14 protein-coding genes are annotated in these 17,240 nt (G+C 35.8%); 12 read left to right on the top strand and 2 right to left on the bottom strand.

Features of this window, described 5'->3' with window-relative positions; all coding sequences use genetic code 11:
• Position 1 precedes the first annotated feature (1 nt).
• The 10 genes from PQ460_RS11745 to PQ460_RS11790 all read left to right on the top strand — a co-directional run bounded on the left by PQ460_RS11745 (position 2) and on the right by PQ460_RS11790 (position 11,941).
• Positions 2-958 (top strand): carbohydrate kinase family protein, encoded by a 957-nt coding sequence (locus PQ460_RS11745; protein ID WP_274172817.1) that lies wholly within the window; start codon positions 2-4, stop codon positions 956-958.
• A 150-nt stretch (positions 959-1,108) separates the two neighbouring features.
• Positions 1,109-2,620: a right-handed parallel beta-helix repeat-containing protein gene (locus PQ460_RS11750; RefSeq protein ID WP_274172919.1), complete on the top strand. Its 1,512-nt coding sequence runs from the start codon at positions 1,109-1,111 to the stop codon at positions 2,618-2,620.
• 274 nt (positions 2,621-2,894) lie between these two features.
• On the top strand, positions 2,895-3,446 hold the full coding sequence (locus tag PQ460_RS11755) for an RNA-dependent RNA polymerase family protein (RefSeq protein WP_274172818.1): 552 nt from the start codon (positions 2,895-2,897) through the stop codon (positions 3,444-3,446).
• A 212-nt stretch (positions 3,447-3,658) separates the two neighbouring features.
• Positions 3,659-4,432 (top strand): hypothetical protein, encoded by a 774-nt coding sequence (locus tag PQ460_RS11760; protein WP_274172819.1) that lies wholly within the window; start codon positions 3,659-3,661, stop codon positions 4,430-4,432.
• A 447-nt stretch (positions 4,433-4,879) separates the two neighbouring features.
• Entirely contained in the window at positions 4,880-5,095 is a 216-nt protein-coding gene (locus tag PQ460_RS11765; RefSeq protein ID WP_273612490.1) for a hypothetical protein, read from the top strand.
• Between the two features lie 296 nt (positions 5,096-5,391).
• The gene (locus PQ460_RS11770; protein ID WP_274172820.1) at positions 5,392-5,751 is read left to right on the top strand and encodes a hypothetical protein; all 360 of its coding nucleotides are present in this window, start codon (positions 5,392-5,394) and stop codon (positions 5,749-5,751) included.
• A 358-nt stretch (positions 5,752-6,109) separates the two neighbouring features.
• On the top strand, positions 6,110-7,696 hold the full coding sequence (locus PQ460_RS11775; RefSeq protein WP_274172821.1) for a PucR family transcriptional regulator: 1,587 nt from the start codon (positions 6,110-6,112) through the stop codon (positions 7,694-7,696).
• 205 nt (positions 7,697-7,901) lie between these two features.
• On the top strand, positions 7,902-9,209 hold the full coding sequence (locus PQ460_RS11780; protein ID WP_274172822.1) for a purine-cytosine permease family protein: 1,308 nt from the start codon (positions 7,902-7,904) through the stop codon (positions 9,207-9,209).
• Positions 9,210-9,243: 34 nt separating this feature from the next.
• Positions 9,244-10,362: an S-methyl thiohydantoin desulfurase family protein gene (locus PQ460_RS11785; RefSeq protein WP_274172823.1), complete on the top strand. Its 1,119-nt coding sequence runs from the start codon at positions 9,244-9,246 to the stop codon at positions 10,360-10,362.
• The gene (locus tag PQ460_RS11790) at positions 10,355-11,941 is read left to right on the top strand and encodes a hydantoinase/oxoprolinase family protein (RefSeq protein ID WP_274172824.1); all 1,587 of its coding nucleotides are present in this window, start codon (positions 10,355-10,357) and stop codon (positions 11,939-11,941) included. The genes PQ460_RS11785 and PQ460_RS11790 overlap by 8 nt, the downstream gene beginning before the upstream one ends.
• Before the next feature lie 216 nt (positions 11,942-12,157).
• Here the strand turns inward: PQ460_RS11790 and PQ460_RS11795 are convergent, their stop codons facing one another.
• Positions 12,158-13,111, bottom strand: a complete 954-nt coding sequence (locus PQ460_RS11795) for an alpha/beta hydrolase (RefSeq protein ID WP_274172825.1) — start codon at positions 13,109-13,111, stop codon at positions 12,158-12,160.
• A gap of 249 nt (positions 13,112-13,360) precedes the next feature.
• On the opposite strand from PQ460_RS11795, the gene PQ460_RS11800 reads away from it, so the two are divergent.
• Positions 13,361-14,305 (top strand): tyrosine-type recombinase/integrase, encoded by a 945-nt coding sequence (locus tag PQ460_RS11800; protein WP_273612483.1) that lies wholly within the window; start codon positions 13,361-13,363, stop codon positions 14,303-14,305.
• 122 nt (positions 14,306-14,427) lie between these two features.
• On the opposite strand, the gene PQ460_RS11805 is transcribed toward PQ460_RS11800, so the two are convergent.
• Positions 14,428-15,405, bottom strand: a complete 978-nt coding sequence (locus tag PQ460_RS11805) for an arsenic resistance protein (RefSeq protein ID WP_274172826.1) — start codon at positions 15,403-15,405, stop codon at positions 14,428-14,430.
• A 281-nt stretch (positions 15,406-15,686) separates the two neighbouring features.
• On the opposite strand from PQ460_RS11805, the gene PQ460_RS11810 reads away from it, so the two are divergent.
• Positions 15,687-17,093, top strand: a complete 1,407-nt coding sequence (locus tag PQ460_RS11810) for a branched-chain amino acid transporter BcaP (protein ID WP_273612481.1) — start codon at positions 15,687-15,689, stop codon at positions 17,091-17,093.
• Positions 17,094-17,240 lie beyond the last annotated feature (147 nt).

The raw sequence follows: 17,240 nt of genomic DNA on the forward strand, positions 1-17,240 counted from the left end.
GATGAATACTCAAGCATCACATACACCTGTTGCTAGTATTGTTGTCGTTGGTGAATTGAATGTCGATATGATTCTAACTGGAGAAGATATTGTACCGGAATGGAATCGAGAAAAGGTAGCCAATCAATTCGAAATCGTTTTGGGGTCATCTTCAGCGATTACGGCTTGTGCACTTGTTAGTCTGGGCGTTGAAGTGAAATTTGTAAGTGTAGTGGGAGCAGATTATTTTGGAGAGTTTTGTATACAAGAATTACAGCGAATGGGTGTAAATACAGACCATATTCACATACGTTCCGATATCAAAACAGGAGTCACATTATCATTTTCCACTTCATCGGATCGGGGTCTTGTCACCTATCCGGGAAGTATTCCGTGTGTTACACCTGATATGGTAACAGAATCATTACTTCGTGAGGCTGACCATCTACATTTCGGTTCCTACTATCTACAAGATCAGATGAGAGAACATTGGTCAACATTGTTTGCACAGGCACAGCGACTAGGCGTAAGCACTTCTTTTGATACTGGTTGGGACATTCGTAATCTATGGGATCGTTCAGGAATCGAACAATTGTTAACATACACTAACTTGTTTATTCCAAGTGAAGAAGAGATACTGCATATTTATAATACGTCACATATGGAAGAGGTTATTATGCAATTACCTGATCTTATGGGTGATATGATCGTAAAATTAGGTTCTCAAGGTTCGTTACTTGTTGATGCAACCAAGCAACCACTTACGATTCGCTCTTATCCGGTAATGCCTATTGATACGACAGGAGCAGGAGACTGCTTCAATGCCGGGATCATTTATGGATATTTGCAAGGCTATCGAAGAGCCACTTTGTTAGAATTCGCCAATGCTTGTGGTGCTTTATCTACTCAAGGCATAGGTGGTACAGGAGCTTTACCAACTTTACAACAGATAGACCATATACAGATGAGTCATTCTTAATGTGTTTATTTTTTAAAGGGGGTGAGCTTGTAATACTTATGCTGCTATACAAGGGGTAAGCAACAACGTTAATGTATCGCAATTCACTATTTCAGAGGAGCTGATGATGAAGTGTTCAAGTCCATCAAAAAAGTAGTGCTAGGCGCAAGTATGGTGTTGTTAGTAACCACAGGTATTCAGTGGAATACTTCTCAAGCGGTAGCTGCAGAAACGCAATATTATGTATCCACCAGTGGTAGTGATTCTAATGCAGGAACATTGAATGCTCCTTGGAAAACACTGCAACATGCAGCAGATGTAGCTACAGCAGGAAGTACGGTCTATATTCGTGGAGGCACGTATAATCAGAAGCTGAAAATTACCAAGTCAGGCTCTTCTACAGGAGCGATCACGTTTAGCAACTATGTTTCTGAAAAACCTATCATTGATGGATCAGGATTAAGTGTTACAGGATTAGAAGGATTAATCGATATTCAAAATGCCGATTACATTACTATTCAAGGGTTAGAACTTAGCAATTATAAAACAGCGACCAAAGATTTGCTACCAATTGGTATCTATGTTCATGGCAAAGGAAGCAATATTAAGATCCTCAATAATAAGATCCATGATATCAAAAGTACAGCAACACCTACATCTACATCAAGTGGAGACATCTGGTTAGGACGGGATGCTCATGGTATCGCTGTCTATGGAACCCAAGCTCCAGCTTCCATCAATAATCTGACAATTAGCGGAAATGAATTGTATAATTTAGTATTAGGTACAAGTGAAGCATTAGTTGTAAACGGGAATGTAGATACATTTTCAATCCTCAATAATACGATCCATGATGCCGACAACATTGGGATTGATGTGATTGGATTCGAAGGCAAGTCTCCAACCGTTGCTTACGATCAAGCTCGTAATGGATTGATTCAAGGTAATAAAGTGTATAATATTACGTCTAATAATAATGTATCTTATGGCCCTGTACCTAATAACACCAATTCCGCAGATGGTATTTATGTAGATGGTGGAAAAGATACGATTATTGAGCGTAACTATAGTTACAATAACGATATCGGTATCGAAATTGCTTCTGAGCATGCAGGCAAAGCAACTGACAACATTACAGTTCGTAGCAATATGGTCTACAAAAACCGCTTAACAGGTATTGCGATGGGTGGATATGATACAGGTCGTGGTTCAACCACTAACTCCAAAATCGTGAATAACACGCTGTACAAAAACGATACCTTAGGTGACGATAATGGACAATTATTAGTACAATACGATACTTCCAATAATATTATCAAAAACAATATTATGGTAGCTGGTTCTTCGAATGCTTTAATCACAAATCCATATACCAAAAATTCAGGCAACGTAGTCGACTACAATTTGTACTTTGCTTCAGGTAATAGTGATTCTACATTTTGGATTTGGAAAAACAAAGAGTACAATGGATTTGCGGCTTACAAGTCAGGATCAGGTAATGATGCTCATTCCATCTTCGCAGATCCTAAGTTTGTAGATGTAAGTGCAGATAATTATCATATTCAGACAACTTCACCTGCTGTAGATAAAGGATCAACGGATACAGGGATTATCGGAACTGCTGATATTGACGGGCAAAATCGAGTATCTGGCAGTGCAGTGAATATTGGAGCCGATGAGTAATTAGTATACCCAATATCTATGATGTATCAATAGCATAAAAAGCGACTATCCGATATAAAGAACATATGCGGATAGTCGCTTTTTTTAATAATGATTATATCTTTTACATAGTATTATTTGGTTTTAAGAGCTATACTATAATTATTTAGAAAATGTTGGAATTTTAATTTGAATATGTTAATAAATTTAAGATGATATTGTAATAATTATTTAATTATAAATAACTAAATTAATAAAGATAGAGGTGTTATTATTGCAAAAATATTCTGATTTTATGAATGAACTGAATGATGAAGATATTTTTGAAGGTTTGTTAGGGTATGGATTATTCAGTGAGAAACTTCCACCCATATTTGATGGAATTCCTTTTTATGAATACTGCAAAGATTTTAATCCTAAATTTGAAAATACACCTAGAGAAACAAATTTTATTAGATATGAAAATATGAGAAATATTAATATTCCTAGAAGTATAGGAATACCAAATCCAATGAATTATTATCAATTATGTTTATTCATAAAAAACCATTGGAATAAATTAAAAGGTTTTTTTGAAGATCAAACGCATGATCAAGCAATTAAAGTTAGCAGGCTACATATTAGAAAGATGAAAGATACAAAAATAGTTTTTAAAATGAATTATAAAAACTATAAAATTGATGGTGAAGTGGAAAATGAAGATTTTCTCATCGGTTCAAAATATATTGTTAATGTTGACATATCTACTTGTTTTCCTAGTATTTATACTCATTCTTTAGCCTGGGCATTAGCCGGAAAAGAAATAGCTAAAAAAACCGTAGCGAAGAACATTGGTTTAATAAACTAGATTTTCATGTTAGAAATATTAAAAATGGAGAAACACATGGAATATTAATTGGTCCTCATACTTCTAACCTTTTATCTGAGATAGTATTAGTATGTATCGATAAAGTCCTTATAGATAAAAGATGGAAGTATTTTAGAAATATTGATGATTATACTTTTTATGTTAAAAATTATGATGAAGCACAAAAATTTTTAGTAGATATAAACGAGGCTTTGAAAAAGTTTAATTTGATTTTAAATCATAAAAAAACTACAATATCAGTTTTGCCTATACCTTCAACAGAAAGTTGGATCAGTAAGTTAAACGCATTATCAATTAACGAAAAGGAATACTGGGATTATAAAAATACAGAGCTATTAATTAATACAGCAATACATGCATTACATTCTAATAATAACAATGCAGCTATTTTAAATTACATGATTAAAATTTTTCATAAAAAGAAGCTATCTAAAAATGCTAAAAAATATTATGTGAAAAAAGTTTTACATTTAGCAGTTATTTATCCCTATTTAATACAACTTATTGATAATTATATATTTGAAGAGCAAGAATTAGATTCTAATATCATTTCCCGATTCTCAAATATAATTTATGAAGAAGGCTTTATGAGTAATAATTATGAAAGTGTATGTTATGCTTTATTTTTTTCTATAAAGTACAACTTCGAAATTAAATCTATTGATTTTGAAAAAATTAGAAATTCTAATCATGCTATTTTAAATTTATTGGGTTATTTATATTGTTGTAATAGTGATATGACAGATAATAAGAAGCAAATAAAGGTATTTAAAAATCTCGCTAAGGAGCTACTTGAGAATAAAGAAGATTTTCAAGAAAACTGGGTATTTGTTTATGAAGTTTTAAGTATAGGACATTTTAACAAAGAAAACTCTGATTGGAAAAAGCTAAAAGATAATAAAGTGAGCTTTTTAAATGCAATGCTATTAGGAGTTAAACTTAAGCAATCAAAAAACAGCGTATAATATAAATTATACGCTGTTTTTGTTAGAATCTATTAAAAGTAATCCAGTCGACCACTATTGTGTGTTAAATTACGTGATTTTTTGATTTTATTTAACACTAAATTCCATATACGAAATACCCAAAAAACTCTACAAATTTATAATGCTCCATAATTAATATTATGTAAACTAATAATCTGAGCTATTTTTACACTTTAAAGATGACTAATTTCAATCACATTCATTATCTCTTTTTTGAGGATTATCTTAACAAAGGAGATTGCAAAAATTAACTCCATCTAGAGGATGATATTTTGTAGTTCATAATTCATCCTCTGAGCCGATTTGAAAAAGAGGGGATTGTATTATGATATAAAAAAGAAAAAAACTATTTTGCTGGATCTTCTTATAAGAATGTTGTTTTGTGTCGACATAAATATAAAGCGTGCAGAAGGAGATGGATAGACAATGAGTCATATCTATAATGCAGAGAATCAATATAACGATCAACAACAAGAGATATCGGATAAAATCATCTGGTTATTTACCCCTTTGATGAATAATGAATTTGCAGAGGTAGAAGAGTTCAGTAATCAAGAAGATATGGATTCGGAAGAAAAGCAACGAGTAGAAGAAGAATTGGAGTATTTGAACTCATGGGAGCGCGTTTTGGAAATTATATAATCATTACAACTAAATGAATAACAGGAAATGCGAAATCCTATACACATAAACGTTATTTATTTAGCTGTCTCTATTAGCTTTTGTTTTTTGCATATCAGTTTACATAATAAATAATACGTAAACTAATAGAAATGTTGCTGTTTTACATATTACTAGACTTCATATGATTCATCAATCACAAGCTATAGATTAGGGTAATAAGCAAGAAGACATACTTCATTATTGTCTGTTTTTACACATGCATACAATCTAGCTGAAAAGCTAATCAAATGATATTTTTAAAGGAGGATATAATTATGGGATTTAATTTAGGTGGAATGGGCGATCTTAAAGGAATGATTGAAAAAGCGAAAACACCAGGTGGTTTGATGGAAATAGCTAAAAATTTACCATTAGATCAAATTGTACAAAAACTTCCATTGGACAAATTACTTACTCCTGAGTTTATGCAAAAGCATACTCCATTTCAATCGATTGGAGAATTGTTGCAAAAAGCAGGCGTTGGATCTCCTACAGATTCAGCAGATAAAGTAAAAGAAGTACCGCAAGGTCAACTAGATAATCAGGTGAAAGAAAGTACTTCTTTCGGTTCGATGCAACAGTTGGTTCAAAAAGCAGTAGAATTTTACAATTCTCGTCAAGCCGGTGGGAAGTAAGTAGTAAATATAACATGCGACTACAAAATTTCATTTATAATGTAGTAGGAGAATGTGAAATATAAACATTCTCTTTTTTTGTAATTAATAGTTTACATAATTATTATTATGTTAATTTATAAAAAAATTATAAAATTCGTATTTACGATATTATTTAAAATAATATATGCAAGTTTATTTTAAAATAACAAATCAATACGTATCGTATCCATATGTACAATATCTAAATTTATAAATAAATTCTTTATACTTCACTACCGAAATGGAGAGAATTACCATGCCTATTTTTGCTATAACATCATATAATAGACCACAAGCTTAATGATAAAGGGAAGTTGTTATGAAAGAGGTGATTGTTGTGAGTCATATTACAGTAGAAGAAGCGATGACTGTAGGAGCTTTAACTCGTGCAACAATAATTGCCGGGCAAAGCGGTATACGTAATCCTATTGAACATGTCACTGTGCTTGAAATACCAGATGCTGAAGAATGGTTTAAAGGAAATGAACTTATTATTACTGCTTTTTATCATATTAAAGATGATGAACAATTGCAGCTTGCTTTATTAGAGAAAATGAAGCATACTCATGCGTCTGCGCTAGCGCTTTGTTATCCAGGATTACATTATCGAGAGCTCTCTGAAAAAGTGCTTCAACGTGCTGATGAATTACAAATTCCTATTATCGAGATTCCTCGTGATGTACCTTATATTGATATTATTTCTCCTGTTGTTCAAGAAATTCAAAAAAATCGTTCACAAGAAATTAAACAAATGCTCGAAATTCAAAATCGTTTGACTGAATGGTTAGCGCTCCAATTCGATTATCATACGATTATTTACAATATTGGTGAAATTTTAGATGACTCTTTGCTGTTACTTGATAATAATTTCAAACAATTAGCGAGTTATCACACAGATTTATTTTATAGCGAAAAAGAACTTCAATCTGCGCTGGAATCAGCTTTTGCCCGTCAACAACAATCAGTCCATACTTCCAATTCTTTTGTACTTTCCGAAACAGAACAGTATACCCATATCGTAGAAACGATTTATTCAACTCATAAAGTATATGGTTATTTATGTGTATTGAGCCAAGAAAGATTACCACCTTTTAAAGAGATGCTGTATCATTCTGTAGCAGTTAGTCTAGCTTTATATTTCTCACAAGAAGAAGCTATTCAAAATGTGACCAAAAACTATCAGCAAACGATGATTATTAACTGGTTAAATGGACAAGATATTTCTCCGGGAAATCTCGAAAAAAATAGCAAAGAAACAGGATACGATCTATCACAGATGGGGGGTATTGCTGTAGTCGCTGCTGTTGATCATGCAGATCACCATATGCTTATATATGAAATAGAACGTAATTGCGTTTCTTCTAAACAACATCGTATGATGATTATTCCTGACGGATATCAGTGTATTTTGCTATTACCTCGATCTACAGATCACAAGCAATTTCAAGAACAATACTATCAGTTATTTCAGAAATGGCATCAATCAAGTTCGGTTCCTCTTTATATAGCCTATCATCAAGCACAAAAAAGTATTTTGGAAGAAGGAGTGTCTTTGTACAAAGAATTACGGCATATTTTGCATTTTAAAGAAAAAATGCCGGCTTTACCTTATATACTATATGCTCCTTATTTGCCTTTATTCACTCTGATATGTTCTGAAAATATACAGAATATGTTCGATTCACTAACACGTCTATTAGAACCTTTGGTGGAATATGATTGTAAAGTAAATGCTGATTTTTTGATTACATTGGAATACTTTTTATTTTATCCTGACCAACAAGAATTACCAGATATTTTGCATATTCACCGCAATACGCTAAATTATCGGAAACAACGTATTATAGAAATTTTACAAGTAAATCCTTTTGAGAATCCATATCGCTTACAATTTGAGCTCGCTATTTTACTTTATAAAATGTAAACAACAGATGCTTTAACTATAAATTAAAGAAATAAATTATAAAAACTACCGCAATTGTGGTAGTTTTTTTGTCATGTATATACCAAATTGGTCAGTTGAACAATAAAATAAGCATTATTTTGGTGAACCTCATTATTCGCAATAGAGAATGAATACATTAAGATATGAGAATACCCGGAAGTTACCGGATAAAGGGGGTTTCAATATGAGTCAAAGTGAAGCAATAGATGATTACTCATTATCCCGTGTGCCCCAGGATCAACGCCAATCTATGTTCAGCATTTTGTTGGTTCGGATCGGAGCACTCACATGTATCTCACAATTTCTGCTTGGAGCGGCATTAGGTTATGGAATGACGTTATGGGATGCTTTTTTAGCAACGATGTTCGGTAGCATTATTTTGCAAGTGGTTGCTTGTGTTCTTGGAATTGCGGGTGCAAAAGAGGGTATGTCGACAAGCTTATTGGCACGATGGTCAGGGTTTGGACGTTATGGATCAAGCATTATTGGATTAGTATTTGCTATCTCTTTAACAGGTTGGTTTGGTGTACAGAATTCTGTTTTTGCAGAAGGAATAGACGCCGTTACCGGAGGTAAGCTTGGTTTTGTAATAGCTTCTATTATTACAGGATTAGCGACTACTTTACTCGTATATTTCGGATTCAAATGGATTACATGGACTGCCAAAATTACAGTTCCTCTTTTTCTAATTGTTATGGGGATTGGAGTATATCAAGTACTCAAAAATCATTCATTAGCTACATTAGCAACGATGCAACCTCCCGGCTCTTTATTAACAATTGGAGCAGCGACCACGATGGTAGCAGGTGGATTTATTGTTGGATGTGTAACCACACCTGATATGACGAGATTTGCTAAATCTACTAAAGATGTAATCTGGATTACGGTGATAGGTACATTTTTGGGCGAATTAGGAGTCAATCTGATTGCCGTATTAATGGCACATGCTATCGGAAGTTCAGATGTGATGGCAATTGTTATGCAATTAACTGGTCTGATGGGTGGAGCGATTGTTGCTTTTGCTACAATCAAAATTAATGATATTAATTTATACTCTTCATCACTCGGAATCACCAATTTTTTAAGTACTATTTTCAAAGTACAAATGAATCGCGGTGTACTTACATTGATCTTAGGGGTGATAGGTACCGTTCTTTCAATTATGGGTATCTTGGATAAATTTATTACGTTTCTGACTATTTTAGGCGTGGCTATTCCACCGATTGCAGGGATTATGGCGATTGATTATTTTATACTCAAACGTTATCGCAGTGAATTGGATGCTAGTCGTGCAAAAGGTACATTGCCAGAATATTGCGAAAAGATTAATTGGATAGCTATTTTTGCATGGATTATTGGATTTGCCTCAGGTCTATTGATTACCTGGGGTGTACAAGCATTAACTTCTATTATAGTGAGCTCTCTATTTTATTATATAGGAATGAAAGTTATGGTTCCCCAAAAGGTAATCAATTTTAGCAAAAGCGAGTAATCCGTATATAACATCTAAGGAGGTTTTACTGCATATGAGATGGATAGATGAAGAAGATATAGAAGATTTGGCTATTGGAGCAGCGTTACTGGGAACTGGTGGTGGGGGTGATCCTTATCTGGGCAAGTTAATGGTTCAGAAATGTATTCGTGACAATGGTCCGATTCAGATGATAGATGTTACAGAGGTTCCTGATGAAGCATGGGTGATTCCAACTGCTATGATGGGTGCTCCAACAATCATGATGGAAAAGATTCCGAATGGAGACGAAGCGCTCAAGTCAATGCGTATGTTAGAAAAACAAACAGGGATTAGCGCTTATGCAACAATGCCTATTGAGTGTGGAGGATTAAATTCAACGGTTCCATTTGTAGTAGCATCCAAAGCAGGCATTCCTTTAGTGGATGGAGATGGTATGGGACGTGCTTTTCCTGAATTGCAAATGGAAACATTCCATATCTATGGTATTAGTGGTACCCCGATGGTATTACACAATGAACGTGGTGATCAGGTACTGTTAGAGACGCTAGATAATTATATGTTAGAACATATTTCGCGTGGTATTGCTGTACGTATGGGTGGTGCAGCCCATGTAGCTGAATATATGATGACAGGAGCAGATGTCAAAAGAACAGCTATTCATGGCACGATGACTTTATGTATGGCACTTGGTCAATCTATTCGTCATGCTCAAAAAACCAAACGTAATCCTATAGAAGCGATTCAAGAAGTAACACGTAATTCGATCTATGGAGAAGCAATCGTTGTATTTCGCGGTAAAGTGAGAGATATTGAACGTCAATCTACGGATGGATTTGTACGGGGTAAAGCATTAGTTACGGGTTTGGGAGAATATGAAGGAAAAGAGTTAAAAGTAGATTTTCAAAATGAGAATTTATTTGCAACAGTAGATGGTCAAGCTATAGCAATGGTTCCTGACTTAATTACGTTCCTGGATCAAGAAACAGGAATGCCTATCACCACTGAAAGTATTAAATATGGCTTTCGGGTGATTTGTCTAGCCATCCCGACACCGGATATTATGCGTAGTCCTGAAGCATTAGAAGTATGGGGTCCCCGTTATTTTGGTTATGATACCGATTATGAACCCGTTGAGATCATTCAGCAGAGAAGAGGTACACAACATGTATAAAATTGGGATTGATGTTGGGGGTACCAATACAGATGCTGTTATTTTGGATGAACATCATCAGGTGATTGCAAAAGTAAAAGCACCTACCAGTTCAGATGTAGAATCAGGAATCTATGAAGCGTTAGAACGTATATTACAAGAAACTGATATTCCGGCTAGTCGAATATCTTCTGTTATGCTAGGGACGACTCATGCAACCAATGCGATTATCGAACGCAATCGTTTAGCCAAAATCGCTTGTGTACGTATTTGCTTGCCTGCTGGAACATCTGTCGAACCGATGTTCACATGGGATCAATCGTTACGAGACGCCGCTGGAGATACGTACTATTATATTCATGGTGGTTGTGAGTCTAATGGTCGTCCGTTGGCTCAGACCACATTGGATCGTGCTGAGTGTGAGCAAGTACTGTATGATATTCAAGCCAAAGGGATTGAGTCAATTGCGGTGACTTCGATCTTTTCACCCGTATTGTCTGGATATGAAAAGCAATTTGCAGAATGGGCTTATGAAATATTAGGTGCTAATTTTCCAGTTACTTTATCTTCTGAGATCGGTAGTCTAGGATTGTTAGAGCGTGAAAATTCAGCTGCATTGAATGCGGCATTAGTACAAGTGGCTTCTGCGGTATCCAATGGTTTAGAAATGGCGTTAAAACGTTATGGGATAGAAGCACAAATCTTTTTTGCTCAAAATGACGGTACATTGATGACGTTAGAATATGCCAAAAAGTATCCTATTTTAACGATTGGTTCCGGCCCAACCAATAGTATCCGCGGAGCAGCAGAATTAAGTGGATTAAAAGAGTGTATTATTTGTGATATTGGAGGTACGACCACAGACATCGGTATATTAGTTAATGGATTCCCGCGCGAATCAAGTGTAGCGGTGTCTATAGGTGGAGTACGAACGAACTTTCGAATGCCTGATATTATTTCAATTGGTATTGGAGGAGGGAGTATTGTTCGTCAGACTGAAAATGGTATTACTGTAGGACCAGATAGTGTGGGCTATCATATTGTGCGTGAAAGTATCGCTTTTGGTGGGGATACGTTAACTGCAACAGATTGTTTGCTAGCTTCAGGAAAGGCAAAGATAGACCATCCTGATTGTGATCGTACTCGGTTAGCCCAGATCCCTGAGCAAGTATGGCAACAGGCGATAGATATCATTAATAATAAAATTCAGATCGCGGTTGACCAGATCAAAACAAGCGCGCATGATATGCCTGTTGTTCTAGTGGGTGGTGGTGCTATTCTGATCCCTGGAGAAATGGATGGAGCTTCTGAAGTGATTCGTCCTGAACATTCCGGTTGTGCCAATGCGCTTGGAGCGGCAATAGCGCAAGTCAGTGGTGATATTGATAAAATGTTTTCTATGGCAGGACGTCATCGTCAAGATGTGCTAGAAGAAGCCAAGCAAGAAGCTATTCAAAAAGCGATTATAGCGGGGGCTGATCCAGATACTGTAGAATTAATTGATTTGGAAGAATTACCTATGGCGTATGTAACTTCAGAGTTTGTACGAATCAAAGCCAAAGCAGCAGGTCAAATGAAAAAAATGATAAACACTTTGTAAATTGAATGATCGTATCAGTATCATTCATATTTTTATATTTTATTAACATAATATTAGTTATGTAAACTATAGAAAGTAATCTAAAACTATCAATGTTGAACGTTAAATGTCTACCTATATTAAGCATATGTATTTGCATCACATTCTACAAACAAAAGAGAGACTTTCTTTTAAAAGAAAGTCTCTCCTTATTTATATTTTTCGAAAAGAATAGTCTTAGAATCCTTCGCGTAAGAATGTAGTTGCTAATTTGATAGCACCTTTTTTAGCATTAGTATCTGCTAATACATTCAGCATAACAAAGTCATGGATAATTCCCTGGAAACGAACAGCTGTAACTGGCACGCCAGCTTCACGCAATTTATTAGCATAAGCTTCGCCTTCATCACGCAGTACATCAGCTTCACCTGTGATTACCAATGCTTCTGGTAGACCACTCAATTGTTCTGTTGTTGCACGAAGAGGGGAGGCTGTAATTTGAGCACGTTCGTTAGGATCTGTAGTGTATTGATCCCAGAACCATTTCATACCATCACGTTGCAAGAAGTAACCTTCTGCAAATTGTTGATACGATTCAGTGTCAAAAGAAGCATCTGTTACCGGGTAGAATAACAATTGTTTTTGGATAGTAGGGCCGCTGCGTTCTTTAGACATTAATGTAATCGCCGCAGTCATATTACCACCAACACTATCGCCACCTACATATAGTTTGGACGCATCCAGACCTTTAGTGGAACCTTCTTTAGCAATCCATTCCACAACAGCATAGATTTCTTCAATCGCTGTAGGGTATTTATGCTCAGGAGAAAGGCTATAATTAACGAATACAACAGCTAATTCAGCGCCTGTTGCCAGTTCACGACTTAGACGATCATGAGTATGGGAATTACCGAATACCCAACCTGCACCATGAATATAGACTAAGACAGGCAACGTTTCAGGAGCATTTTTAGGACGTAAAATACGAACCGATACTTCTCCAGATGGCCCGCCTGCAATAGACAGTTCTTCAATATCTACTTCTGGTTTGTACACTTCACCAGATTGCACTTCATCTACTGTTTCGCGACCTTTTTCTGGACCCAAGTCAGGTAGAAATGGAGGCTTAGAATTATCATCTGCAAATTTTTGAGCAGCAGGTTCAAGATAAACTTTTTTGAATTCGGTCATCGTAGAATCTCCTTTTTATAAATAAGTATTTTGTTTAAAATCGTATCTAAATTAATTTTGCAAAATAAAATTTTACGCTGTTTGTTTCTATATAAGTTATACTCTATTTTACCCGTTTTGAAACGTTCAAACGCTATTATCTGCACTTTTCTGTATTTTTATTTCCGATAGAGAAATAGCAACACCGTTATTAGGCTGTTGTATAATAGAAGAAAGCAAGCTTGTATAGGAAAGGATGACTTTGGTCTGATGGCTAATTATTACGACTCTGAAGAAGAGGATTTTATATATCATGAAGAGATTGAAGCTTTTACCGATTGGATGAAAGATGCAGGTTACACCCGTTATACACAGAAGTCTTATTTGAGCGATGTGTACGAATTTCTCCATTCTCATGCTATTCGGAATAAACCGCTAGATGAGATGAAAAAAAGACATGTGCTTTCTTTTCTCAGTAGTGCACGTACACGTGGGGTAAGTGATTCTACAAGAAACCGTAAGCATGCCGCAGTCAGTTGCTTTTTCAAAGCATTAATAGAACTTGAAATGGCTGAACATAACCCTGCATTTGGGATCAAGAAAGCTAAAACAGAACATAACAAAGCTCCAGTTTACTTGGATGAGAGCAAGATTACTGAATTTATGCAATCCGTAGAAGGGAAATATCGGACTCGGAATTTGACCATCTTTTTGTTTATGGCTTATATGGGCTTACGGGTAGGCGAAGTGCATGGTCTGAATCTTAACGATTACAATCCTGAACGGGGAACTTTGCAAGTATTAGGAAAAGGACGTAAATGGCGTACGTTACCTGTTCCAAATGCAGTAGCTACTATCCTCAACCAAGCGATCGAAGAACGATTAGCCCCATGGAGAGATGGAGAGACGGCTCTATTTATTTCGCAAAAAGGGACACGATTATCGATTCGCAATATTCAACAGATCGCTACTGATACGTTTGATCGTTTTCAAAGTCATATCGAACCTGAACAACGGCTTCCGTATTCCAGTCATAAATTACGACATTCCTTTGCCACTATGTTGTTACGTCAAGGTACCGACTTACGCACTGTGCAAGAATTGCTAGGTCACTCTTCGATCCAGACGACGACTATTTATACGCATGTTAGTAATCGAGAGAAAGAAGAAGCAATCTCCAAATTGGATGTACAGCTTCCTTTCGAAATAAAATAAAAATAAGGATAGATCGATTACAGTTACTGTCGATCTATCCTTATTTTTTGTACATATATTTCAACCTGATAAGATCATACATTATAACTATTCTCATTCATCGTATAGATAGCCAAATCCCTTTATGCTCTATCACGCAAGACCAATTGAGGAATGATACGAATATAAATCAGTTCACCAACCAGCTCCACCATCGTCTGGGTCACAATAATAGCAGCCACTATAGTGCTCCATTGATTCGGCAAAGATAAAGCAAGCGGAAGAACGACCAAAGAATTACGTGTGCCTGCACTAAAAATAACAGCTCGTCCGGAGGCAATATCTAACTGAAACCATCTCACAATCCATTTTGTTATCCAGGGCATCAGACATAGAAAAGCGATATAGATCGGAATCACATAAATAATAATATGACCATACATCGATAACTTACTTATTTGAGACGATACTATTATAAATAGAGTGAGCGCCATAAATGGAACAGGTATCCATGCTGATCCTTCTACTAAACATTGACCACGTGAAGCTACCTTTCTGACCAAAAGTTGAATACCGATCGCGAGTATAAGTGGCAATACGATAATCATAAGAAAAGATTCAATAAAAGGAGCAGGATTCACTATGTCGGCTGCTTGTTTCCCCATAAATAGCCACAAATACAAGGGTAATAACATCATTTGAGTTATAAAAAGAATAGGGGTGGCTAGTAAGATTGCTTTTTCATTTCCACGTCCTAGATGTGTAAACACAATAACATAATCAATACATGGCGTAAGGAGCACTAGATATACTCCTAATAATATAGGCGCTTGCTGTGGCAATAACTGAGATAATCCCCAGACGACAATCGGTACAGCAATATAATTAGCGACTAACAAAGCCATTATAAAACGTCGATTACCAAAAGACTGCTTTAGCTGTAAAAAAGGGATTTGGGTAAACATACCAAACATTAAGATAGCAATTACTATAGAAATTAGAATCTGATGATCTAATACTAACATTAGAGTAGGAGCGCTTAATCCTAATATAGCAGCTATACTTAACACAATAATATAAATCCAAATCTGATATTGCTCCAATTGTTCTCGTGTAATCATAGATTGCATAACTCCTTTACTATTCAACACTCTGATATATGAGGATGTTATTTGTATATTAGATGGATCAATAGATCATTTTTCATAGTTTATCATGAAAAAAGGATAAACTTTTTACCAAATTGGAGCCAATGAAAGCTTTTATCTCATAATTTATTGATTATTCGTAAATAAATTTATTAATTCAACGCATCACAGTGTAGTATTATGTAGTTTTTTATAGGTGTCCTTTAATATTATAAAAAAATGTCATAATACCTCACAGTGAAAGGATTTTGTGTATGAATAGTAATAAAGAACAGACTTCTTTATTCAGACGTAAACCTATAGCAGAATCGGAAGAAAAAGGGCTTAAAAGAGTATTAGGTGCTCTTGATCTAACGACGCTCGGAGTTGGGGCTATTATTGGAACAGGGATTTTCGTATTAACAGGGGTGGCTGCTGCTAAGTATGCAGGTCCTGGATTGGTACTATCTTTCCTATTAGCAGGTATTATCTGTGCGTTTGCAGCATTATGTTATTCTGAATTTGCTTCAACTGTACCGGCTTCAGGAAGTGCGTATACATACAGTTATACAGCTTTCGGCGAAGTGATTGCTTGGATTCTAGGATGGGACTTGATTCTGGAATACGGATTCGCGAGTGCGGCGGTAGCTAGTGGATGGTCTGGATACTTCCAGAGTCTACTATCAGGATTTGGATTAGAACTCCCACATGCCCTGACCAGTGCGTTTAGTCCGGAAAAAGGGACGTACTTTGATGTGATTGCTTCAGCGATCACACTGATTATCGCATTCTTGTTAACACGCGGAGTGAAAGAAGCAGCGCGTGCAAACGGAATTATGGTTGCTATCAAATTGATCGTTGTATTGATCTTTATTGGTGTAGGTGTATTTTATGTACAACCTGAGAATTGGCATCCATTCTTGCCGTTCGGTATGGCAGGCGTAACGACAGGGGCAGCAACAGTATTTTTTGCTTATATCGGATTTGATGCAGTATCTACAGCAGCAGAGGAAGTTAAGCGTCCACAACGTGACTTGCCGATCGGTATTATTGCTTCGTTAGCAATCTGTACTGTTTTGTATATTATTGTTTCGTTAATTTTGACAGGGATTGTACCTTACCAAATGTTGAATGTTAGTGATCCTGTCGCATTTGCTTTTGAATTTGTGAACTTGAATGGTCTCGCTTGGATCGTATCTCTAGGAGCGATTACAGGGATTACTACGGTATTGCTTGTTATGATGTATGGACAAAGTCGTCTATTGTACTCGATGTCTCGTGATGGACTATTGTCTCCAGTCTTTTCGAAAATTAGTGGCAAAGGGCAGACGCCAGCTAAAGGAACATGGATTGCAAGTATCATTATCGCTATCTTCGCTGGTTTTATCCCATTGGGGGATCTAGCTGAATTGACCAATATCGGTACATTGTTTGCTTTTGCTGTAGTAAGTCTAGGAATTATTGTACTTCGTCGTAATCATCCTAATCTGAAAAAAGGATTCCGCGTGCCATTGGTTCCTTGGATTCCAATCATTAGTGCGCTAGGTTGTGTATACTTAATGACTCGCCTTGCACCATTGACTTGGATCGTATTCTTTATCTGGTTGTTTGTCGGATTGTTGATTTACTTCGCATATGGACGTAATCATAGTCTACTGAATCCAAACCGCAAAAATCGTTAATCTTATAATATTATTGTAATTCTAAACAAAATCCTCTGAACTGTGGTTGATATCGCAGTTTGGAGGATTTTTTGCTTATATTGCAGGATATTGATCAACAGATAAGGCTAAAAGTATTGAGATTATATCCAATATGCAATATATTGG

It is taken from the genome of Paenibacillus sp. KACC 21273 (assembly GCF_028736095.1).
Lineage (GTDB): Bacteria > Bacillota > Bacilli > Paenibacillales > Paenibacillaceae > Saccharibacillus > Saccharibacillus kyungheensis.